The organism is Crossiella cryophila (assembly GCF_014204915.1).
Taxonomy (GTDB): Bacteria; Actinomycetota; Actinomycetes; order Mycobacteriales; family Pseudonocardiaceae; genus Crossiella; species Crossiella cryophila.
The window spans coordinates 5187043-5211013 of record NZ_JACHMH010000001.1; the positions used below are offsets into that span (position 1 = coordinate 5187043).

Consider the following 23971-nt stretch of genomic DNA (forward strand, 5'->3'; position numbering starts at 1 on the left):
TCAGTTCCTTTCCAGTTCGCCCAGCAGCCGGGCCAGCAGTTCGCCCACCGCGGTGGCGGGACGGCTGTCGAGCAGGTCGTTGTGGCTGGCCTCGATCGGGTGCACCGCGATGGCCCCGGTGACGTGCGGCCGCCACAGGTCCGGTTCGCGCCGGGTCTCGCCGGGGTCGAGCCGGGTGGCCTGGCAGAACACCAGGTCGCCGTCGTAGGTCCGGGGCAGGTGCCGTCCGGCCAGCTCGTTGTTGTTGACGAACACCGCCTTGACCGACTCGATCCGGTGCGGCGGCAGTCCGTCGAGTTCGGCGGGGACCTCCACGCCGTCCAGCAGGTCGGCTTCGGAGCGCGTCGGGGTGTGCCGGTCGCGGGGGTAGGTGTCGAGCACCGCGAGCAGTTCGACCTCGGCGCCGGTCTCGCGCAGCTGCACGGCCATCTCGTGCGCGACCAGCCCGCCGAAGCTCCAACCGACCAGTCGGTAGGGACCCGCTGGCTGGACTTGACGCAGCCGGGCCACGTACTGGGCGGCCATCTCGGTGATGCTGCCCGCGAGCTTGCCGGTGCCGTCCAGGCCGGCGGCTTGGAGGCCGTAGACCGGGTAACGCTCGGGCAGGTGTCGGCTGAGCTGGACGTAGCTCCAGCTCATGCCGCCGAGGGGGTGCACGCAGAACAGCGGGGTGCCGGTGCCGCCGGGCCGCAGTGGCAACAGCATCGCGAGGGGTTCGGACTCGCTGTCGGCGCGCAGCCGGGTGGCGAGTCCGGCGACCGTGGGTGACTCGAACAGGCTGCGCACGGTCAGCGTGCGCGCCGAGCCGCCGAGTTTGCCGCGGACCCGGCTGATCAGGCGGGTGGCCAGCATGGAGTGGCCGCCGAGGGCGAAGAAGTCCTCGTCCACGCCGACCTCGGGCAGGCCGAGCACATCGGCGAACAGCCCGCACAGCAGGTGTTCGTCCGCACTGGCCGGTGGCCTGCCGAAGTAGACCTCGCGCTCGGGTTCGGGCAGAGCAGCCAGGTCGAGCTTGCCGTTGGCGGTGACCGGGAACTCCGGCAGCACCACGATCGCCGAGGGCACCAGGTGCGCGGGCAGCCGGGCGGCCAGCGCCCGGCGCAGCTCGCCGGGTTCGGCGCGGCCGGTGACGTAGGCGGCGAGCACGTCCTTGCGGGCCAGCACCACCGCTCGGTCCACTGTGGACAGTTCGGTGAGGGCCAGTTCGATCTCGCCCGGTTCCACCCGGATGCCGCGTACCTTGAGCTGGGCGTCGGCCCGGCCGACGAAGTGCAGTCGGCCCTCGTTGTCCCAGCGGACCAGGTCGCCGGTGCGGTAGAGCCGTCCGCCGGGGGTGAACGGGTCGGCGATGAACCGTTCCGCGGTCAGGCCGGGCTGGCCTGCATAGCCGCGGGAGACCTGCGCCCCGGCCACGTACAGCTCACCGGGCACACCCGGCGGGACCGGCCGCAGGGCACCGTCCAGGACGTGCACGCGGGTGTTGTCGATGGGCTGTCCGATGGTGACCAGGGCCCGGCTGCCGGGATCCGTTGCCGGGTCCCAGAAGGTGGCGTCACAGGTGACCTCGGTGGAGCCGTACTTGTAGTACAGCGGGACGCCGGTGGCCGTGGTGAACCGGTCGTGCAGGTCGCGGCTGAGCGCCTCACCGCCGACGAAGATCCGCCGCAGTCCGCGCAGCCGGGCCGGGTCGAGTTCGGCGAGCAGCAGTTCCAGCATGGACGGTACGAAGTGGACAGTCGTGATCCCGTGCCGGGCCACCAGGTCCGCGAGGTATTCGGGATCGCGGTGGCCGCCGGGTTCGGCGATCACCGTGGTGGCGCCGGACTGCAACGGCCAGAACAGTTCCCACACCGACACGGTGAAGCCGATCGGGGTCTTCTGCAGCACCCGGTCGTCGGTGCCGAGCCGGTACTCGCGTTGCAGCCAGCCGAGGTGGTTGACCACCGAGGCGTGCGAGACCACCACGCCCTTGGGGCGGCCGGTGGAGCCGGAGGTGAACATGACGTAGGCCGCGTTCTCCGGCTGGAGCGGGATTCCCGGGTTGGTATCGGGCTGCTCGTCGAGCTGGGTGGCGGTGGCCGGGGAGTCCAGGGCCAGGCCCGGGAGGTCGGTGGCCGAGGTGGTGAGCACGAGCCGCGCACCCGCGTCCGCGATCATCCTGGCCGCCCGCTCCGGCGGGTTGTCCAGGTCGATCGGGGTGTAGGCGGCTCCGGCCTTGGCCACCGCGTGCGCGGCGACGATCAGGTCCAGGGAGCGCGGCAGGGCCAGTGCCACCACGGATTCCGGGCCGACGCCCGCGCCGATCAGCAGGTGTGCCAGGCGGTTGGCCCGGCGGTTCAGCTCGGCGTAGGTGACAGTGATATCGCCGTCGATCACCGCGGTGGCTTCTGCGTGTTCGGTGGCCGCGGTCTCGAACAGGGTGACCAGGGTGGCGGCCGGGTGGTTCAGTTCGGTGCGGTTCCAGTTGTGCAGCAACAGTTCCGGCTCGGTGGGCAGCAGCACGTCCAGGTCGCCGATCGAGGTTTCCGGGGTGTCGCTGGCCTGATCGAGCACGCGCACCAGGCGTTGGGCGAGACCGGTGGCGGTGCCGGAGTCGAAGAGTGCGGTGGCGTACTGGAGTTCGCCCTCGATGCCGTCCGGTTCACCGTCCACATCGAACAGTTCGGTGAGGCTGAAGGACAGGTCGAACTTGGCCGCCGGCAGTTGCGCATCGACCGGTTCGATCCGCAGGCCGGGCAGTTCGAGGTCGGCCTGGGCGTTGTTGCGGAAGGACAGCATCACCTGGAACAGCGGGTGCCTGCCGGTGGAGCGGGCCGGATTGAGCGTTTCGACCAGGCGCTCGAACGGCAGGTCCTGGTGCTCGTAGGCGTCCAGGTCGGTGCGCCGGACCCGGCCGAGCAGCTCGGCGAAGCTCGGCGCGCCCGAGGTGTCGGTGCGCAGGACCAGGGTGTTGAGGAAGAACCCGATCAGGCCGTCCAGGGCCTGGTCCACCCGGCCCGCGGTCGGGGTGCCGATCGGCAGGTCCGACCCGGCGCCGAGGCGGTCCAGCAGGGCGGCGAGCCCGGCCTGCAGCACCATGAACACGGTGACGCCGTTGGCCTCGGCCAGTTCGGCCAGCCGTCGGTGCAGGGCCGGGTCGATGCGCAGTGGCACCGCGGCGCCCGCGCCGGTGGACAGGGTGGAGCGGGGCCGGTCGATGGGCAGGTTCAGTTCTTCGGGCGCACCGGCCAGCGCGGTGGTCCAGAAGTCCAGGAGTTCGCCGCTGAAGCTGTCCAGGAGCTGGTCCTGCCAGAGCGCGTAGTCGGCGTACTGCACCGGCAGGTCTGTCCATTCCGGACGGTTGCCGAACAGCCTGGCCTGGTACGCGGTGGCCAGGTCGGCGGCCAGTGGGCGCAGGGATTCGGCGTCCGCGGCGATGTGGTGCACCAGCAGCAGGAACACCGCCTCCCGCTCGGACTGCCGCAGTACCCAGGCCCGCACCGGGATCTCGGTGGCCAGGTCGAAGGTGTAGGTGGCGGCGGCGTCCAGGTGCTCGGCCAGTGCCGCGGCCGGGACGTCGGTGACCTCCAGCCGTGGCTTGGCCTCGCCCGCGGGCAGCACCACCTGGTACGCCCCGGCCTCGTCCTCGCCGAGCACCGTGCGCAGGCTTTCGTGCCGGGCCACCACATCGGCGAGTGCGGCGGTGAGCGCGCCGGTGTCCAGGCTGCCGGTCAAACGCAGCGCCAGTGGGATGTTGTAGGCGGGGGAGGGACCTTCGAACCGGTGCAGGAACCACAGTCGGCGCTGGGCGAAGGACAGTGGGATCCGGGTGGGCCGCTCGCCCGCGGTGATGCCGGGGCGGGCCTGTGCCATCCGGTCCAGCCTGGCCGCGAGTCCGGCGACGGTGGGCGCCTCGAACACGTCGCGCACCGGCAGTTCCACGCCCAGTACCGCGCGCACCCGGCTGACCAGCCTGGTCACCCGCAGCGAGTGACCGCCCAGCTCGAAGAAGTTGTCCGAGGTGCTCACCGACGGCACGCCGAGCACCTCGGCGAACAGGCGGCTGAGGATTTCCTCGCGCGGCGAGCGCGGGCCGCGGCCAGGGGTGGCGACCGGTCCGGTCGGCACCGGCAGGGCGCGGTGGTCGAGCTTTCCGTTGGGGGTCAACGGCAGGCTGTCCAGGACCACGATCCCGGACGGAACCATGTAGCGCGGCACCGAAGCCGCCAGCCGGGTACCGATCTCGGCGCGGTCCAGCTGACGTCCCGGGGCGGCCACGACGTAGGCGAGCAGGTGGCGTTCGCCCTGTGCGTCCTCGCGGACCACCACCGCGGCCTGGGCGATGTCCTCGGCGCTGGTGAGCACCGACTCGATCTCGCCGGGCTCGATCCGGAAGCCGCGGATCTTGACCTGGGTGTCGGCCCGGCCCACGAACTCCAGCTGTCCGTCGGCGTTGTAGCGCACCACATCGCCGGTGCGGTACATCCGGCCGCCGGGGGTGAACGGGTCGGCGACGAACCGTTCCGCGCTGGCGATGGGCTGGCCGACGTAACCACGGGCCACGCCCGCGCCGCCCAGATACAGCTCGCCGGGAACGCCCGGCGGGACCAGGCTGAGCCGGGCGTCGAGCACGTAGGCCCGCATCCCGGTCATCGCCCGGCCGATCGGGATGGTCGCGCCCGGCACCAGGTTCCCGACCGGGTGGTAGGTGGCGAAGGTGGTGGTCTCGGTGGGTCCGTAGACGTGCACGAGTTCCGGTCCGCCCGCGGCCAGCACCCGGCGGAACGCGGCGGGGGAGACCTGCTCGCCACCGGTCCAGACCTGCCGGACGGTGCCGAAGACCGCGGGGTCCTCCTCGGCGATCACGTTGAACAGCGCGGTGGTCAGGAACAACGCGGTCACACCCTCGGCGACCAGCAGTCGCCGCAGCGAGACCAGGTCCAGCTCACCGGGCGGGGAGACCACGACCCGGCCGCCGTTGAGCAGCGGCACCCACAGCTCGTAGGTGGCGGCGTCGAAGGCGTGCGGGGAGCGCAGCAGCACCCGCTCGTGCGCCCCGCCGCGCCAGCACTCGTCGGTGGCCAGGGCCACGATGTCCCGCTGGGACACACCGATGCCCTTGGGCGTGCCGGTGGAACCCGAGGTGTACATGACGTAGGCGAGCTGCGCGGGGTGCGCCGGGGCCGCGAAGTCAGTGTCCACTTCGGACAGTTCGGCGAGGTTGAGCACCGGCCTGCCCTCGGGGAGGCCGGGTCCGGCGGCGTCGTGGGTGAGCACCAGCAGGGCGCCGGTGTCCTCCAGGATGCGGCTCAGCCAGGTCGGCGAGTGCCGCGGGTCCAGTGGCACGTAAGCGCCACCGGCCCGCAGTACCGCGAGGGTGGCGACCACCAGGTCCAGGGACCGTTCCAGCCACAGTGCGACCGCGGTTTCCTGGCCGACGCCGTGGGCACGCAGGTGTGCGGCCACCCGGCGGGACCGGGCGTCCAGTTCGGCGTAGCTGGTGGGGATCCCGGCCTCGACCACGGCCACCGCGTCCGGGTTGGCGGCCACCTGGGCGTCGAACAGTTCGACCACGGTGGCCGCAGGGATCTCCCGCGGGGTGCCGTTCCAGGTGGTCAGCAGGTGCTGCCGGTCGGACTCGGACAGCAGGCCGATCTCGCTGAGCGGCAGTTCCGGGGTGGTGACTACCTCGGTCAGTACCCGCAGCAGCCGGTCGGTGAGGGTGGCCGCGGTGTCGCGGTCGAACAGGTCGGTGGCGAACTCCAGTGCACCGGCTAGATCGCCGTCCTTGCCGTCCACAAAGGACAGGGAGAGGTCGAACTTGGCCGAGCTGGAACTCACCGCCTCGGCTTCGGCGGTCAGGCCGGGCAGGTGCAGTGCGGGCAGCTGGCCGGTGTTGTCCAGCATGATGGTCACCTGGACCAGCGGCTGCTGGGCGGTGGAGCGTTCCGGGTTGAGTGCCTCCACCAGGTGCTCGAACGGCAGGTCCTGGTGGGCGTAGGCGGCCAGGTCGGTGGCCCGGATCCGGCCCAGCAACTCGCGGAAGGACGGGTCGCCGGACAGGTCGGCGCGCAGCACCAGCGTGTTGACGAACAGGCCGACCAGGTCATGCGCCGCGGCGTCAGTGCGGCCCGCGACCGGGGTGCCGAGCACCACGTCGGTACCGGCCCCGTGCCGGGACAGCAGGGTGCTGAACGCGGCGTGCAGCACCATGAACAGCGTGGCCCCGTGCCGCTGGGCCAGCTGGGTCAGCGCGCCGCGCAGCTTGGCCGGGACGGTGAAGGCGACCGAGTCACCGCGGTGACTGGCCACCGCAGGACGCGGCCGGTCGGTGGGCAGCGCGATCTGCGCCGGGGCGTCGGCCAGGGTGTGCACCCAGTGGTCGAGCTGCCGGGACAGTTCGCCGTTGCCGAGCACCTCGCGCTGCCAGACCGCGTAGTCGGCGTACTGCACCGGCAGCGGCGCCCAGCGCGGCGACTGCCCGGCCACGCGGGCGGTGTAGGCGGTGCTCAGGTCGGCGGCCAGGGTGGCCATGGACACCGCGTCGCCCGCGATGTGGTGCAGCACCAGGACCAGCACCGATTCCTCGGTGTCGACCTGGAACAGCCAGCCGCGGAACGGCACCTCGGCGGCCAGGTCGAACCGGTGTCCGGCGGCCTCGGCCAGTGCGTTGTCCAGGGACTCGGACGAGACCTCGCGGACCTCCAGTGCCGGGTGGCCGTCGGCGAGCACGATCTGCCTGCTGCCACGGCCGTCGGTGGCGAAGATCGTGCGCAGGGTCTCGTGCCGGGTGGACAGGTCGGTCAGTGCCTGGCGCAGCGCGGGCACGTCCACCACGCCGGTCAGGCGCAGGGCGACCGGCACGTTGTAGGTGTCGGAGGGGCCGTCCAGGCCGTGCAGGAACCACAGTCGTTCCTGGCCGAAGGACAGCGGCAGCCGCTCCGGCCGCGGTCGCAGCGCGAACCGCTCGTGCCGGGGCGCGGACTCCAGCTGGGCGGCCAGTCCGGCCACCGTGGGCGTGTCGAAGAGCTGGCGCAGTTCGACCCGCACGCCGAGCACCGCGCGGATCCGGTTGACCAGCACCCCGGCCAGCAGTGACTGCCCACCGGCGGCGAAGAAGTCGTGCTCGGCGGAGACCGCGTCCAGGCCCAGCACCTCGGCGAACAACGCGGCCAGGGTCTGCTCGGCCAGGCCCTCTGGCGCCCGGCCACCCTGCTCCCGGCCCGGTGCGGGCAGGGCGCGGCGGTCGAGTTTGCCGTTGGGGTTCAACGGGATCTCGTCGAGGGTGACGAACGCCGACGGCACCAGGTGCGCGGGCAGCTTCGCCGCCAGCGTGGCCCGGATGTCCTCAGTGGACAGATCGCGGTCGTGGACCAGGTAGGCGACCAGGCGGTCCGCGCGGACGAGCACGGCTGCCTGGGCGACACCGTCCACAGCGGACAGTGCGGCCTCGATCTCACCCGGCTCGATCCGGAATCCGCGGACCTTGACCTGCTCGTCCACCCGCCCGGCGTACTCCAGCTCGCCTGTCGTGTTCCAGCGGACCCGGTCGCCGGTGCGGTACATCCGCGATCCGTTGGCCTCGAACGGGTTGGCCAGGAAGCGTTCGGCGGTCAGCGCGGGCCGGTCGTGGTAGCCGCGGGCCAGTCCGGCCCCGGCCAGGTACAGCTCACCCCACACCCCGGGGGGCACCGGGCGGAGGTGTTCGTCGAGCACGTAGACCCGGGCGTTGCCGATCGGGCGGCCGATCGGGACCGGGCCGGTGATCCGCTGGTCACCCGGGTGCAGGTGGAAGACCACGCAACCCACGGTGGCCTCGGTTGGCCCGTACTCGTTGGTGATCACCGCGTCCGGGTGCCGGTCCCGCCAGCGCTGCAACACCTCGCCGTCCAGGGCCTCGCCGCCGATGATCAGGTTGTACGCGTCGGATGCCTGCGTCGGCAGGGTGTCCAGCAGCCGCAGGTGGCTGGGGGTGACCTTGAGCAGGTCCGGCCGGGTGGTGTGCTCGTCCAGCGCGCCGAAGCGGATCCGGCCGCCGGTGATCAGCGGGGTGAACAGCGTGGTGACCGGCATGTCGAAGGCCACCGAGGAGTGCACCAGGGCCTCGCCGGAGGCCGCCGGGTACATGGCCTCGGCCTCGCCGAGGTAGGCGGCCAGTGCGGCGTGTTCGATCACCACGCCCTTGGGGCGGCCGGTCGAGCCGGAGGTGTAGATCAGGTAGGCGGCCGAGCGCGGGTCGAGCGGGAGACCCAGGTTCTCGCCGGGCAGGTCGTCCAGTCCACTGTGGAAGGTGGACTCGGTGATCACCAGGTTCGCGCCGGAATCGCTGAGGAGGAGGTCGATCCGCTCGGCCGGGTAGGCGTGGTCGATGGGCAGGTAGGCGGCGCCGGACTTGAGCACCGCGAGCAGCGCCACCATCAACTCGGCCGACCGGGGCAGCACCACCGGGACCACCGAACCCGCGCCGACACCCTGCTCGCGCAGGTGCCTGGCGAGCTGGTTGGCCAGCCGGTTCAGCTCGGCGTAGCTCAGCGACCAGGTGCCGTCGGCCACCGCCACCGCGTCCGGAGTGTTCGCGGCCTGCTCCTCGAACCGCTGCGGCAGCAGGGTTTCCGGCCGGGCCTTGGCGGTGGCGTTGCGGGTGTCCAGGAGTTCCGCGCGTTCGGCGGGGGTGAGCAGGTCGACCGCGTGCACCGGTTGTTCCGGGGCGGCGGTCACCTGTTCGATCAGGCCAAGGAAGCGGGCGCCGATGGCCTCGACGGTGGCGGCGTCGAACAGGTCGGTGGCGTACTCCAGCACACCGGTCCAGGCACCGTCCTGTTCGGACAGTGCCAGGGACAGGTCGAACTTGGCCCGGTCCAGCGGCAGGTCGCCAACGGTGGCGGTCAGGCCGGGCAGGCTGGGGGCGGCCTGTTCGGCGTTGAGGGTCAGCATCACCTGGAACAGCGGGTGCCGGGCCCGGGAGCGCACCGGGTTGAGTGCCTCCACGAGCTGCTCGAACGGCAGGTCGGCGCGGGCGTAGGCGGCCACGTCGAAGGCACGCACCCGGCCCAGCACCTCGGCGAAGGAGGGGTTGCCGGACAGGTCGGTGCGCAGCACCAGGGTGTTGACGAACAGCCCGACCAGGCCCTCCAGCGCGGCGTCCGGACGTTCGGCCACCGGGCTGCCCAGCACCACGTCCGACCCGGCACCGAGCCGGGACAGCAGTGTGGCGAAGGCGGCCTGCAAGCCCATGAACTCACTGGCCCCGTGCGCTCTGGCCACCTCGGCGAGCCGGGTGCGCAGCTCGGCTGGCACGGTCAGCGGGACCGCGCCACCCCGGTGACTCGGTGCCGCGGGCCGCGGCCGGTCGGCGGGCAGGCTGATCTCCTCCGGGATCCCGGCCAGTGCCCTGGTCCAGAAGCCGAGGTGCTCCTCGGCGAAATCACGCTGCCACAGCACGTAATCCGCGTACTGCACGGGCAGCGGCGTCCACTCCGGCGCACGCCCGGCCAGTCGGGCGGCGTAGGCGGTGGCCAGGTCCGCGGCCAGTACCGGCATCGAACCGCCGTCGGCGGCGATGTGGTGCAGCAGCACCAGCAGCACGTGCTCGGTCGCGCCGACCCGCAACAGCACCGCCCGCGCGGGCAGTTCCCGGTCGAGCGCGAACGAACCCTGCGCCGCCCTGGCCACCTCATCGTCCACTGTGGACGGACTCACCTCGATGACGGTGAACTCGGGTGCCTGCTCGGTCACCACCTGGTACACCTCGTCGCCGTCCTCGGCCACGATCGTGCGCAGGGATTCGTGCCGGGCCACCACATCGTCGAAGGCCGCCCGCAACGCGGACTCGTCCAGTGCGCCGGACAGCTTCAGCGAGATCGGGATGGTGTAGGTGGCCGACGGCCCCTCCAGGCGGTCCAGGAACCACATCCGGTGCTGGGCCGGGGACAGCGGCACCCGGGCCGGGCGTGCCCGGCGGCGCAGCGCGGGCCGGGCGTCCCGACCCGCCGCCACCAGCCGGGCGATCCCGGCGACGGTGGAGTTCTCGAACACGTCCTTGATCGAGATGTCCACGGCGAACCCGGCGCGGACCTGGTTGACCAGGCGGGCCACCAGCATGGAGTGCCCGCCCATGGCGAAGAAGTCGGTGTCCGCGAAGGCTTCCGGCACGCCGAGCAGGTCGGTGAACAGCGCCGCGACCTGGCTTTCCACCCCGTCAGCGGCGGCCCGGCCGGTCTCGCTGTGCTGGGGTGCGGGCAGGGCGCGGCGGTCCAGCTTGCCGTTCCCGGTGCGCGGCAACACGTCGAGGGGCACGAACGCGGAGGGCACCATGTAGTCGGGCAGCACCCGGGTGGCCTCGGCGCGCAGCTCGTCGAGCCCGGCCGTGCCCACCACGTAGGCGACCAGTCGCTTGTCGCCGGGCTGGTCCTCGCGCACCACCACGGCGGCCTGGGTCACCCCTGGCACCGCGCCGAGCACGGCCTCGACCTCGCCCAGCTCGATCCGGAAACCGCGGATCTTGACCTGGTCGTCGACCCGGCTCAGGAACTCCAGCCGTCCCGACTCGGTCCAGCGGGCCAGGTCGCCGGTGCGGTACATCCGCTCGCCGGGGGCGAACGGGTTGGCCACGAACCGGGTCGAGGTCAGCCCCGGCCGGTTCTGGTAGCCACGGGTGACCAGCTCGCCAGCCACGTACAGCTCACCGGCGGTGCCGACCGGCGCGAGCCGGAGGCGGTGGTCCAGCACCAGGATCCGGGTGTTCCACACCGGGGTGCCGATGGTGATCACACCGGAGGGCAGTGGGTCGCCGGGTTCGATCCGGAAGACCGTGCAGCCCACGGTGGTCTCGGTCGGCCCGTACTCGTTGAGCACGGTGACCCCGGGATGTCCGGCCCGCCAGGCGTCGAGGGCGTCGCCGAGCAGCGATTCGCCGCCCAGCACCAGTTGTCCGCTCGGCGAGTACCGCTCGTCCACCACGTCGAGGAGCTGGAGGTGGCTGGGGGTGGCCTTGACGAAGGCGGGTTTGGCCACACCGACAGTGCTGTCCGGGCCGGTTTCGTTCCAGCGCACCAGTTCCACCCGGCCGCCGTGCAGCAGCGGGCCCCACAGGCCGGTGGCGGTGAGGTCGAAGGACACCGGTGAGTGCACCAGCGCGTGCTCGCGCAGGCTGGCGTACTCGTCGGTGGCCCAGGCCAGGTAGGCGACCAGTGAACCGTGCTCGACCAGCACGGCCTTGGGCGCGCCGGTGGAGCCGGAGGTGAAGATCACGAACGCCGCATTGCCCGATCGGGTGGCCGGAACCAACCGTTCGGTAGATTCCCCGTGATCCGGGACCAGCACCGGGATATCCCCGGCGAGCGCGGTCAGTTCCGGGGTGCTCACCACGGCGACCGGGGCGATGTCACCCAGCATGAACGCGAGCCGTTCGGCGGGGGTGCCCGGGTCCAGTGGCAGGTAGGCCGCGCCGGTGCGCAGCACCGCGAGCAGGGTGACCAGGAGCTGTTCGGACACCGGCAGCAGCACGCCGACAAAGCGTTCCGGGCCGGCGCCGAGGGCCAGCAGTCGCCGGGCGAGGGCGTTGGCCTGGCGGTCCAGTTCGGCGTAGCTCAGCGTCGTCCCGTCGAACACCACCGCGGTGGCGTCGGGGGTACGGGCGATCTGCGCGGCGAGCAGTTCGGTGAGCGTGCCCTGGGGGAGTTCGTGCGCGGTGTTGTTCCACTCGATGAGGAGCTGGTGGCGTTCCCGCTCGGTCAACACGTCCAGGTCACCGACCGGTCGGTCGGGGGCTGCGAGCAGGGCGGTGAACAGGTCGGTGAGGCGGTGCGCGATCCGCTCGGCGGTGCCCCGGTCGAACAGGTCGGCGGCGAATTCGAGGGCGCAGGCCAGACCGCCCTCGGGCAGTTCGCTGAGGAAGAAGGACAGGTCGAACTTGGCGGTGTCCGAGGTCAGTTCCAGCACCTGTCCGGTCAGGCCGGGCAGCTGGTTGGCGCGTGCGTAGACCGCGCGGGCCTCGGCATCCACCCAGTTCAAGTTGACCTGGAACAGCGGGTGCCGGGCGGTCGAGCGGGCCGGGTTGACCGCCTCCACCACCCGCTCGAACGGCACGTCCTGGTGCGCGTACGCGGCCAGACCCGCCGCGCGCACCCTGGCCAGCACCTCGGTGAAGGCCGGGTCGCCGGACAGGTCGGTGCGCAGCACCAGGTTGTTGACGAAGAAGCCCACCAGCCCGGCCACCGCGTCCTCACCGCGGTTGGCCACCGGCGAGCCGATCACCACATCGTCCCCGGCGCCCAGCCGGTGCAGCAGGGTGACCAGTGCGGCCTGCACCACCATGAACAGCGTGGCCTGGTTGCTCCTGGCCAGTTCGGACAGTCCACTGTGGACTTCGGCGGGCACCTGGAACTCGACCATGCCACCGCGGTGACTGGACACCGCGGGCCGCGGCCGGTCGGTGGGCAGCGCGAGCTGCTCGGGCAGCCCGGCGAGCGCTTCCTTCCAGTAGCCGACCTGACGGCTCAGCTCGCTGTCCGGATCGCTGGAAGACCCGAGCAGTTCCCGTTGCCACACCGCGTAATCCGCGTACTGCACGGGCAGCGGCGCCCACTCCGGCGCGCTGCCGTCAACGCGGGCGGTGTAGGCGGTGATCAGGTCACCGGCGAGGGGTTCCATCGAGAAGGCGTCGCCCGCGATGTGGTGCAGCACCAGCAACAGCACGTACTCGCCCGCGCCGAGGTCGAACAGCGTGGAGCGCAGCGGGGGTTCCACCGCGAGGTCGAAGTGCACCTGCACGGCCTCGGCCAGTGCGGTGTCGAGGTCTCCCGGCACGGCAACGGTGGCCAGTGGCGGCACCGCGTCCAGGATCACCTGGTGCGGGCCCTCGGCGTCCTCGGCGAAGATCGTGCGCAGCGCCTCATGCCGTTGTGCCACATCGGCGATCGCCGCGTCCAGTGCGGCCACATCCACCACGCCGGACAGGCGCAGGGCCACCGGCAGGTTGTAGGTGGCGGACGGGCCCTCGAAGCGGTGCAGGAACCACAGGCGTTCCTGGGCGTGGGAGAGCGGCAGCCGGTCACCGCGTTCCCTGGCGGTGAGCCGAGGGCGGCGGGCGGTGGCGCCGTCCAGGCGGGCGGCGACCTTGGCCGGGGTGGTGGCGTCGAAGAGCACCGCCAGCTCGATCTCCGCGCCCAGCACCGCGCGGATCCGGCTGGCCAGCCGGGCCACGGACAGCGAATGCCCGCCCAGGGCGAAGAAGTCGTCGTCCAGGAACACCTCGGGCACCCCGGTGACCTCGGCGAAGATCTGGCAGAGCACCTCTTCGCGGACGGTCCGCGGCCGGCGGCCGGTCAGCGGTGCGAAGTCCGGGGCCGGCAGCGCGGAGCGGTCCATCTTGCCGCTGGGCAGGGCAGGGAACACGTCCAGCTCCACCACCAGCGGCGGCACCATGTACTCGGGCAGTCGCGCGGCCAGGTGCGCCCGGAGCTGTTCGTGGTCAACCGGTCCGGCCGGGATGACGTAGCCGACCAGGCGCTGCTGATGCACCGCGACCGCGGCCCTGGCCACGCCGGGGAAGCTGGTCATCGCGGACTCGACTTCGCCCAGTTCGATCCGCTGTCCGCGCAACTTCACCTGGTCATCGGCCCGGCCCTGGTACTCCAGCTCGCCGGTCTCGGTCCAGCGGGCCAGGTCGCCGGTGCGGTAGATGCGGTCGCCTGGCGGGCCGAAGGGGTTGGCCACGAAGCGTTCCGCGGTCAGCCCGGAGCGGTCCAGGTAGCCGCGGGCCAGTTGCAGGCCGCCGATGTACAGCTCGCCGAACACCCCCGGTGCCACCGGGTTCAGCGCCGCGTCCAGCACGTAGGCGGTGGTGTTGCGCACCGGCGGGCCGATCAGCACGGTGCCCGGTTCGGCCGGGGTGGGCCAGCGGGTGACGTCGATGGCGGCCTCGGTGGGCCCGTAGGCGTTGGTGAGCCACACATCCGGGTTCTTGGACTCCCGGTGGAAGCGGCGGATCAGCTCGGCAGGCATCACCTCGTCGCCGGACTCGATGGCGCGCACCGAGGCCGGCAGTTCGGCCTCGGCCAGGAAGGCGGCCAGCCGGGAGGCGCCCAGGTGTGCCACGGTCACCGACTCGGCGTGCATCAGCCGGGACATGTAGACCGGGTCACGGTGCCCGCCGGGCTTGGGCACCACCAGGGTGGCGCCGCGGGACAGCGTCCAGAACACCTCCCACACCGACACGTCGAACCCGGTAGGCGTGGCCTGCAGCACCCGGTCGGCCGGGCCGAGGCCGATGTCCTCCTGCATCCAGAAGAACCGGTTGTCCATGCCGAGGTAGGTGTTGAGCGTGCCCTTGGGGCGGCCGGTGGAGCCGGAGGTGTAGATGATGTAGGAGGGGCTGTCCGGGTAGGCGCGCACGCCGGGGTTGGCGGTGGACTCCTCCGGTGCGGTCACCGGGATGCGCTCGAAGCCGTCGAGGTCGCGTTCGGCCATCAGCAGGGCCGCGCCGGAGTCCTCGAGGATGTAGTTGATGCGCTCGATGGGATAGCCGGTGTCCACCGGGATGTAGGCCGCGCCCGCCTTGATGATCGCCCACAGCGCGACCACCAGGTCCACCGAATAGGGCAGCATCACCGCGATCCGGGACTCCGGGCCGATACCGCGCCGGATCAGCGAGTGCGCGAGCTGGTTGACCCTGGCGTTGAACTCGCCGTAGCTGACCCGCTCGCCGTCGCACACCACGGCTTCCAGTGCCGGGTCCTGGGCCTCCATCAGGTCGACGAAGGTCTCCGGCGGCAGGGTGATCTCGGTGCTGTTGAAGGACTCCAGCACCCTGGTCCGCTCCTCGGCGGAGAGAACGTCCACAGTGGACAGCCGGGCGGCCGGGTCGGCGGTGACCGCGGCCAGGATCCGGGTGAAGCGTTCGGCGAAGCGTTGCGCGGTCTCGTGGTCGTAGAGGTCGGTGGCGTATTCCAGGCGGCACAGCAGGCCGTCGGGGTGCACGTGGCAGTCGAAGTGCACGTCGAACTTGGAGGTGCCGCTGGTCACCGGGCCGGGCTCGACCTGGATGTGCGGCAGCACGATGTCGGCGTCGGTGAGGTCCAGCCAGGCCACCATCACCTGGAAGAACACGTGCCGGGTGCGGGCCCGCTCCGGGTTCAGCTCCTCGACCAGCTTCTCGAACGGCACATCGCGGTTGGCGTAGGCGGACAGGCCGGTCTCGCGCACCCGGTGCAGCAGTTCGGTGAAGGTCGGATCGCCCGCGGTGCTGATCCGGTAGATGATCGTGTTGATGAAGACGCCGACGACCTCGTCCAGGATCGGGTCGGGCCGGTCGCCGGTGATGCCGCCCAGCGGGATGTCCTCACCCGCGCCGAGTTTGTTGAGCAGCAGGGCGACCACGGCCTGCAACACCATGAACGGCGTGGTGCGGGTCTGCCCGGCCAGTTCGACCACCCGGTCGTACAGCTCGTGGCCGATGAGGAACTCCACGTGCGAGCCCTCATAGGTCGGCGCGGCCGGGCGCGGGCGGTCGGCCGGGAAGGTGACCTCCTTGGGCAGCGAGGCCAGGTTCTGCTTCCAGTAGCCGAGCTGCTTGGCCAGTTCCTCGGCCTGGGTTTCCTTCTGCCACAGCGCGAAGTCGGCGTACTGCACTGGTAGCTCGGCCAGGTTGGCGTCCTGTCCGCGCAGCCGGGCGGCGTAGGCGGTGGACAGGTCGTGGGCGAGCGGGGTCAGCGAGGCGCCGTCGGTGGCGATGTGGTGCAGGGCCAGGAACAGCGTGTGCTGCTGCTCGCCCAGCTCGAACAGGGTGACCCGCAGCGGGGTTTCCCTGTTCAGATCAAAGGGATAGGCGCCCGCCGCGTCGAGGTCGGGGGTGTTGGTGCGGACGACCTCGAAGGGCAGTGGGGTGCCGACCGGCAGTACGACCTGGTGCGGGCCTTCGGCGTCCTCGGGGTAGATGGTGCGCAGGGCCTCGTGCCGGTCGACCAGGTCGGTGAGCGCGCCGTGCAGCGCCGGCACGTCCAGGGGGCCGGTGAGCTGGAGGGCGATCGGGATGGTGTAGCTGCCGCCGCCCTGGAGGCGTTGCAGGAACCACATGCGTTCCTGGGCGAAGGACAGCGGCACCCGCTCCGGTCGTTCCCTGGCGGTGAGGCCCTGCTGTTGCGGGGCAAGGGAATCCAGTCGCTCGGCGAGTTCGGCCACGGTGGGGGCGGCGAAGAAGTCACGCAGGGACAGCTCGACGTCGAACTCCGCGCGCACCCGGTGTGCCAGCCGGATCATCACCATCGAGGTGCCGCCCAGCTCGAAGAACTCGTCGTCGATGGTGATCGAGTCCAGGCTGAGCACCTCGGCGACCATGGCGCACAACAGTTCCTCGCGCGGGGTGCGTGGGGCCCGGCCGGTGGAGCGGGAGGCGAAGTAGTCCAACTCGGTCCGCGGCCGCTCACCGAGCACCAGCGCGCGCTCCTGCTCGGAGAACACGGCGGTGACCTGAGTGTCCACTGTGGAGGATGCGGACTCGAGCAGCGCGCGCAGCTTCCCGGCCACGGTGGCCAGGGCTTCGGGGCTGAGGACCGCGGTGTCCAGGGTGATGCGGAGCTGCTCGCCGGGGAAGACCGAGACGGTGAGCGGGTAGTGGGTGTCCTCGGTGTTGGCGGCGACCGCCAGCCGCAGCCCGGCGGTGTCCAGGCGGTCGGGCATCGGGTAGTTCTCGAAGGCCAGGATGGTGTCGAACAGCTCGGTCTGCCACAGGTCGGCCAGTCGCACGGTGTGCTGTTCGCCAAGGCGGGCCTGCTGTTCCTGCACCCGCGCGGTCAGCCCGGCCAGGCTCTCGCCCTCGGCCAGCTTGACCCGGACGGGCAGGGTGTTGATGAACAGGCCGATCATCCGGTCCACACCCGGCAGTTCGGGCGGGCGACCGGCGACGGGTGCGCCGAAGACCACGTCCTCGGCGCCGGTGAGTCCGGCCAGCACCAGGCCCCACAGGGACTGGGCGAGTGCGCCGAGGGTGAGTCCGGCGGCCCGGGTGGTGGCCAGCAGCGCGGCGGTCTGCTCGGTGGTGAGCAGGATCTCGGTGCTGCGCGGGGTGTTCGGTTCGGCGTCGGGGGCGAGCACGGTGGGGGAGACCCCGGCCAGCTCGGCCAGCCAGAGCCGGGTCACCTCGGCGCGGTCGCGGTCGGCCAGCCAGGTCAGGAACTCCCGGTAGGGCGTGCCGACCGGCGGGGTCTCACCGCGGTATAGGGCGAACAGCTCGGCCAGCAGCGGGGGCAGCGACCAGCCGTCCAGGAGCAGGTGGTGGTGGGTGAAGACCAGCCGGGTGCGATCGGAGCCCAGGCGCAGTGCGGTGAAGCGCAGCAGCGGCGGGCGGCGCAGGTCGAACCCACGAGCCCGGTCCGCGGCCAGGAACTCGGCCACACCGGCCTCGTCGGTCTGGTGTTCGGCCCAGTGCCCGGTGATCGCGGCGGGCACCACCTGGACCGGGTCGGCGGCACCGCGGGTGTGGAAACCGGCGCGCAGGTTGGGGTGCCGGGTCAGCAGCCGGTCGACGGCGGTGTGCAGGGCGGTCAGGTCGAGGTCGCCCTGGATGTCGAGCACGAGCTGGGCCACGTACGGGTCGGCGCCGGTGGTGTGCAGGGAGTGGGTGAGCAGGCCCTGCTGCAAGGGGGCGAGCGGCAGCACGTCGGCCACGTCTCCGGCTGCCCCGCACAGCTCGTCGAGTTCGGCCTGGCCGATGGCGACCAGGGGTACGTCCGAGGGGGTCAGGCCGCTGCCGGTGTGCCGGGACAGGCCGATCAGGGCAGCACGCCAGCGGTGGGCCAGTTCGGCGACCCGGTCGGCGTCGAAGGTGGCACTGGACCAGCGGGCGGTCAGCCGCAGCCCGTCCTCGGCCTCGCGCAGGTAGGTGTTGATCTCCAGCGGCGGCAGGAACGCGGGGTCGGTGGTGTTGCCCTGCAACGGTGATCCGGCCAGCGGCCAGCCGAGCGCGGCCCCGTCCAGGCGGCCGAGGTAGTTCAGGCTCACCGCCGGTTCGGGCAGCGCGGCCAGTACCGGCGCGGTTTCCGGGTTGAGCCAGCGCAGCAGGCCGAAGCCCAGGCCCTCGCCGGGGATGGCGCGCACCGACTCCTTGACCGCACGCAGCACCCGGCCGGCCTCGGCGTCGCCTGAGGCCAGTTCGGTCCAGTTCAGCGGGCCGGGGTCCAGGCGGACGGGGTGCGCGGTGGTGAACCAGCCGACCGTGGTGGCCAGGCCCGCGCCGAGGCGGCCGTGGCCCTCCAGTTCGACGGTGACCGGGCGGCCGATGGCGGCGGCGAGTCCGGCCAGCAGCACGTCGTCACCATCCGCCCGGTAGGCGGCGGGCAGGTCGGTGAGCAGGCGGGCGGTGGTGGCGGCGTCCAGTTCGATGTCCACCGAGCGCAGGCCGTCGCCGGTGCCGAGGTCCAGGGGTTCGGCGTCGAGGAGCTGCTGCCAGTGCGGGAGTTCGGCGCGGACAGCCGGGTCCTCGGCGCGGGCGGGCAGCGAGTTGGCCCAGGTACGCAGGGAGGTCCCGGGTACGGACAGCCGGGCGGGGCGGTCTGCGCGGATCGCGGTCAGGGCCTCGGCCAGGTCGGGCAGCAGCACCCGCCAGGACACCCCGTCGACCACCAGGTGGTGCAGGGACAGCAGCAGGGTCCCGCCGGTCAGTTCAGCGCGCAGCACGATGCCCGCGGCCGGATCCAGGCGATCGGTCAGGCAGTCGCGGGCCTGCACCGAGCCAACCGGGCGGACGGTCAGCCGCTCGCCGTCCAGGCGCAGGCGCAGTGCGTCGTGCCGGTCCAGCACCAGCTGCAAGGCGGCCAGGAAGTCGGCTTCGGTCAGGTCGGGGGCGGACAGTTCCAGGGTCTGCGCGTAGTCCTGGATCGGCGCACCCCGGGTGAGCAGCCAGCGCATGATCGGGGTCGGGGCCAGTTCGCCGACCGGTTCGTCCACAGTGGACTCGGCGACCAGGGTGGCCGCGGCGGCCAGGTCGGCCAGCACCGGGTGCGCGAATACCTGCCGGGGGGTGAGTTCGATGCCGTGCGCGCGCAGCCTGCCGACCAGTTGGATGGCGATGATGCTGTCCCCGCCCTGGGCGAGGAAGTGCGTGTCCGCGCCGACCTCGGTGCCGAGCAGTTCGCCCAGCACCTGGCACAGCAGCCGTTCGGTCTCGGTACGCGGTGCGGTCACCGGCGCGATCTCGGGTTCGGGCAGCGCACGCCGGTCGACCTTGCCGTTGGGGGTCAACGGGATCTCGGTCAGCGGCACGACCACCGCGGGCACCAGGTGTGCGGGTGCGCGTTCGGTCAGCCAGGCCCGCAGATCGCCCGCGCCGCCGACCACGTAAGCGATGAGCTGTTTGACCCCGGCCGCGGAGGTGCGCACCACGACCTCGGCCTGCACCACTCCGGGCGCGGTGGACAGCAGCGCGGCCACCTCGCCGGGCTCCACCCGCTGACCGTTGATCTTGACCTGGGCGTCGGCCCGCCCGGCGAACTCCAGGAGTCCGTCCGCGCGGCGGCGGGCCAGGTCGCCGGTGCGGTACATCCGGGTCCCGGCCGGACCGTACGGGTCGGCCACGAAGCGTTCGGCGGTCAGCCCCGGCCGGTCCAGGTAGCCGCGGCCGACCTGCACGCCTGCCAGGTACAGCTCGCCCACCGCGCCGATGGCCGCGGGAGCGAGTGCGGAGTCCAGGACGTGCGCGCGGGTGTTGGGCAGCGGGCGGCCGATGGCCACCGGCTCGCCGGGCACGGCCTGCCACCAGGTGGCGTTGACCGCGGTCTCGGCTGGGCCGTAGGTGTTGAGCAGCACCGTGTCCGGGCAGACCCGGGCGAAGCGTTCGACCAGGCCGGGCGGCAGCGCCTCGCCACCGGCGGTGACCATGCCCAGCGCGGGGGCGGTGGTGTGCTCGTCCAGGTAGAGCGCGAGCAGCGCGGGCACGAACTCGCAGGTGCTGACCCGCTGTTCGCGGATCAGTTCGGCCAGGTAGGCCGGGTCCTCGTGCCCACCGGGTCGGGCGATGACCACGGCCGCGCCGCGGGTGAGCGGCCACAGCAGCTCGTACACGGACACGTCGAACCCGTTGGGCGCCTTGAGCAGCATCCGGTCGCCGGGGCCGAGCGGGTACTCCCGCTGCGCCCAGTCCAGCATGTTCGTGATGCCCCCGTGGGTGATCACCGCGCCCTTGGGCGTGCCGGTGGAGCCGGAGGTGTAGATCAGGTAGGCCGCGCCGTCGCGGTACACCGGCACGCCGGGGTTGTGCGCCGGGGACTCTGGTGCGTCCACTGTGGACACCACCAGCTCGGCGCCGGAGTCCTCCAGCAGGAACAGCACCCGCTCAGCCGGGTAGTCCGGGTCCACCGGCACGTAGACCGCGCCCGCCTTGAGCACCGCCCAGGCGGCCACCACGAAGTCGGCGGACCGTTCCAGCAGCACCGCGATCGGGGTTTCCGGGCCCGCGCCGTGTGCGATCAGGTCGTGCGCGAGGCGGTTCGCCCTGGTGTTCAGCTCGCCGTAGGTCAGCGTCTCGTGCTCGGTGACCACCGCGATCGCGGCCGGGTCCTGGTCCTCGAACATCCGCACCAGCGACCGGGTGGCCGGTTCGGTGCCGGTCTCGTTCCAGGCGGCCAGGGCGGCGTGCTCGGCCGGGCTGGTCAGCTCCAGCGCGCCGATCGTGATCTCCGGGTCGGCGGCCACCGCGGTGAGCAGCCGGGAGAGGCGATCACGGTGCCGGCCAAGGGAATCGGCGGTGAACCGCTCGGGGTGGCCGTGCAGCAGCAGCCGCACCGCGCCGTCCCCGGTGTAGGCGTTGATGGTCAGATCCCGCACCGGACCGGCCGACACGGGCCGCAGCACGGCGTCGACGCCACCGATGCGGAACTGGTCGGAGGTGAAGGAAAGCACGTTCACCTCGGGCCCGGACAGCCCGTCGGCCAGTTCGCGGCGCAGCAGGTCGCCGGGGAAGCGCTGGTGCCGGGTGGCCTGGGCGAGCCGGGTCTCGGTCTGCGCGGCCAGTTCGGCGAAGCTCATCCCCGGCCGCACGCTCAGCCGCAACGGCAGGTCGTTGACCAGCATCGCGGGCGTGGCCAGCGCGACCGGGGTGAGCCGGGCGGCCAGGAACACCCGCACCAGCACCTCGGTCGCGCCGGTGTGCCGGTGGGTGTGCGCGGCGGTGGCCGCGATCAACGGCACTGACCAGCGGCCCTCGGCCAGCGCGGCCGGGAGTTCGCCGGTGACCTCCAGGGGGCTCGGCGCGAGCCCGGCCGGCCCCTCGCCCAGCTCGGTGGACTCGGGCAGATCGGCGAACTCCGCCAGCCAGTGTGCTCGGTCACGTTGTGCCCGCGCCCCAACGTGGTATGCGCTTTCCTCTTGCACCAGTTCGGACAGCGTCGCAAAGCCCGAAGCAGGTGCTTCGACACCCTCGGCGAGGGCGTTGTGCAGCTCCAGCAGGCGGCGGGCGTAAAGGGTGAGCCCGTAGCCGTCGAGCAGCAGGTGGTGGTAGCGGAAGTACAGCCAGTGCCTGCCCTGACCCAGTTTGAGCAGCACGTGCTCGAACAGCGGCTGGTCGCCCAGTGGGTCCGCCACCCGCGCCCGGTCCGCCTGGACCCAGGCCCGTGCGGCCGCCTCACCGTCGACCTCGAGCACGGTCAGCCCACCCCGGATGTCCGGGTCGACGTGCTGGCTGACCTGTTCGCCGTCGGCGGTGAAGCGCACCCGCAGCGCCTCGGTCTCCGCGACCGCGCGCGAGATTGCCTGGCGCAGCGCGGATTCCGCGATGGCGCCGGGGATGTCGAGGTACACGGCGCAGGTGAACAGCGGGCTCGCCGGGGCGAGTTGCTGCGCGACCCACACACCGTGCTGGGCCGGGGTCAGGGGCAGGCGTGCGCTCACTGGCGAGTCTTCTCCTCGATCAGGGTGGCCAGCGCGGTGGTGAGGGCGTCCGCGGTGGGGTGGGTCCAGGCCAGTGCGGGGTCCACCACCAGGTCGTAGCGGTCCTCGACGTCGGTGGTGATGGCCAGCGTGGTCACCGAGTCCAGGCCGTACTCGACCAGTGGCCGGGCCGGGTCGATGTCGGACGGCTGGCGGCGCAGGTAGGTGGCCACCCGCGTGATCAGCCAGTCCCGCAGCTCACTGCGCCGCTGCCGGGCACCGGCGAGCAGCGGGTCCTCGTTGGTGTGCAACGGTTCCAGCCGTCCGTCCAGGTAGTCGCGGCGCATGTCGGAGCGGCGGACCTTGCCGCTGGTGGTGCGCAGCACCGCGCCGGGCCGCACCAGCACCACCCCGCCCACCGGCACGCCGAACTCGCGGGCGATGGTCTGGGTGGCGGCCTCGGCGATCGTGCCGAGCTGCTCGGGGGAGTAGCTGCCGCGGATCTCCTGCACCAGCACCACGGTCTCGCCGGTGGCACCGTCCACTGTGAACGCGACGCTGTGCAGTCCGGCGAGTTCCTCGTGCTGGTCGCGGACCTCGTGCTCGACGTCCTGCGGGTGGATGTTGCGGCCGTGCACCACCATGGTGTCCTTGTGCCGCCCGGTGACGAACAGGTCGCCGTCCAGCCGGCCACCCAGGTCGCCGGTGCGCAGGTAGGGCCCTCGGCCGTCGGCGGTGTGCGCCCCGAAGGTGGCCTCGGTGGCCTGCCGGTTGCCCCAGTAGCCCTGGGCCACGGTGTGCCCGCCCAGCCAGATCTCGCCGATCCGGCCGTCCGGGCGGACTTCCAGGGTGTGCGGATCGACCACGAGCACGTCGAAGCCGCAGGAGACACCGCAGCCGACCAGGTCCCGGGCGGGCACACCCGGTGCGGCGGCCCGCAGTTCGCCCTGTTCCAGTGCCGGCACGTCCACCGGCACCGCGAGTGGGCGCCTGCCGTGGGTGCCGGTGGCCAGCAGGGTGGCCTCGGCCAGGCCGTAGGTGGGCAGCATCGACTGCGGGCGGAACCCGGCCGGGCCGAAGCGCTCGATGAAGCGGTCCAGGGTGGGCGAGCGGACCGGCTCGGAGCCGTTGATCGCCGCGCGCCAGCGGGACAGGTCCAGTTCGGCGAGCTGTTCGTCGGTGACCCGGCGGGTGCACTGGTCGTAGCCGAAGTCGGGGGAGGCGGTGGCCTGCACGTCGAAGCGGTCCAGCACTTTGAGCCAGTGGTGCGGGCGGCGCAGGAACGCGGTCGGGTCGAGCTGGACGAACCCGCTGCCGCACAGCGTGCCGGTGATCAGGTGCCCGATCAGGCCCATGTCGTGGTAGAGCGGAATCCAGCCGCCCCAACGGGATTGCCGGTCCAGGCCGAAGGTGGTCCGGATGCTCTCGGCGTTGTCCAGCAGGTTGCCGTGCCCGACCATCACGCCCTTGGGGCTGCCGGTGGAGCCGGAGGTGTACTGCAACAGCGCCAGGCTGTCGGTGCTCAGCGCGGGCCTGCGCCAGTCGGCCGGATCGGCCTCGACGGTGTCGGTGACGCCCACCGGCAGCGCGGACAGGCCCTCCTCGGCGGTCCACTTCTCCACCGAGTCCAGCGTGGCCGAGTCGGTGAGCAGCACCGCGACGTCGGCGTCCCTGGCGATGCCCGCGGTGCGGTGCCGCTCGTGCCGGTAGCGGCCCGGACGCGGGCAGGGCACGGCGACCAGGCCGGCGTACAGGCAGCCGTAGAAGGCCACGCCGAACTCCACGCCCGCGTTGAACAGCAGCAGTGCGCGCTCGCCAGGGGCGAACCGGCCTGCCAGCCAGACCGCCAGTCGCCGGGCCCGCTCATCGAGCTGCGCGTAGGTGAGTCCGATGTGACCCATTGGGTCATCGACATCGGCCACGAACGTCACCGCTACGTGTTCAGGCGCATTCTCTGTGCGACTTTGCAGGGCGGATACCAAGTCTTTACTCTTCGACTTTTCGTCCATGCTTCAGGACCTCCGGGTGTCTACGATGCACTTCGTGAGAGCGGTTTCGCAAGTTTGGAAATCTTTGTCATCCAAGCGAGTGTGAGCGGCGGCACGCCGCGTGGGTTCTAGTAAATATCTCGTAT

The 23971-nt window shown here is 71.9% G+C and carries 2 protein-coding genes; both read right to left on the reverse strand.

From position 1 onward, the window contains the following. Positions 1-21858, reverse strand: a complete 21858-nt coding sequence (locus HNR67_RS22945) for a non-ribosomal peptide synthetase (RefSeq protein ID WP_185004262.1) — start codon at positions 21856-21858, stop codon at positions 1-3. Further along, on the reverse strand, positions 21855-23846 hold the full coding sequence (locus HNR67_RS22950; protein ID WP_185004263.1) for an AMP-binding protein: 1992 nt from the start codon (positions 23844-23846) through the stop codon (positions 21855-21857). Before HNR67_RS22950 ends, HNR67_RS22945 begins: the two co-directional genes overlap by 4 nt. Between the last annotated feature and the right edge of the window lie 125 nt (positions 23847-23971).

Excerpts from the sequence above, each read along its gene's own strand:
- HNR67_RS22950 (WP_185004263.1), bottom strand. The coding sequence starts at position 23,846 with ATGGACGAAAAGTCGAAGAGTAAAGACTTGGTATCCGCCCTGCAAAGT.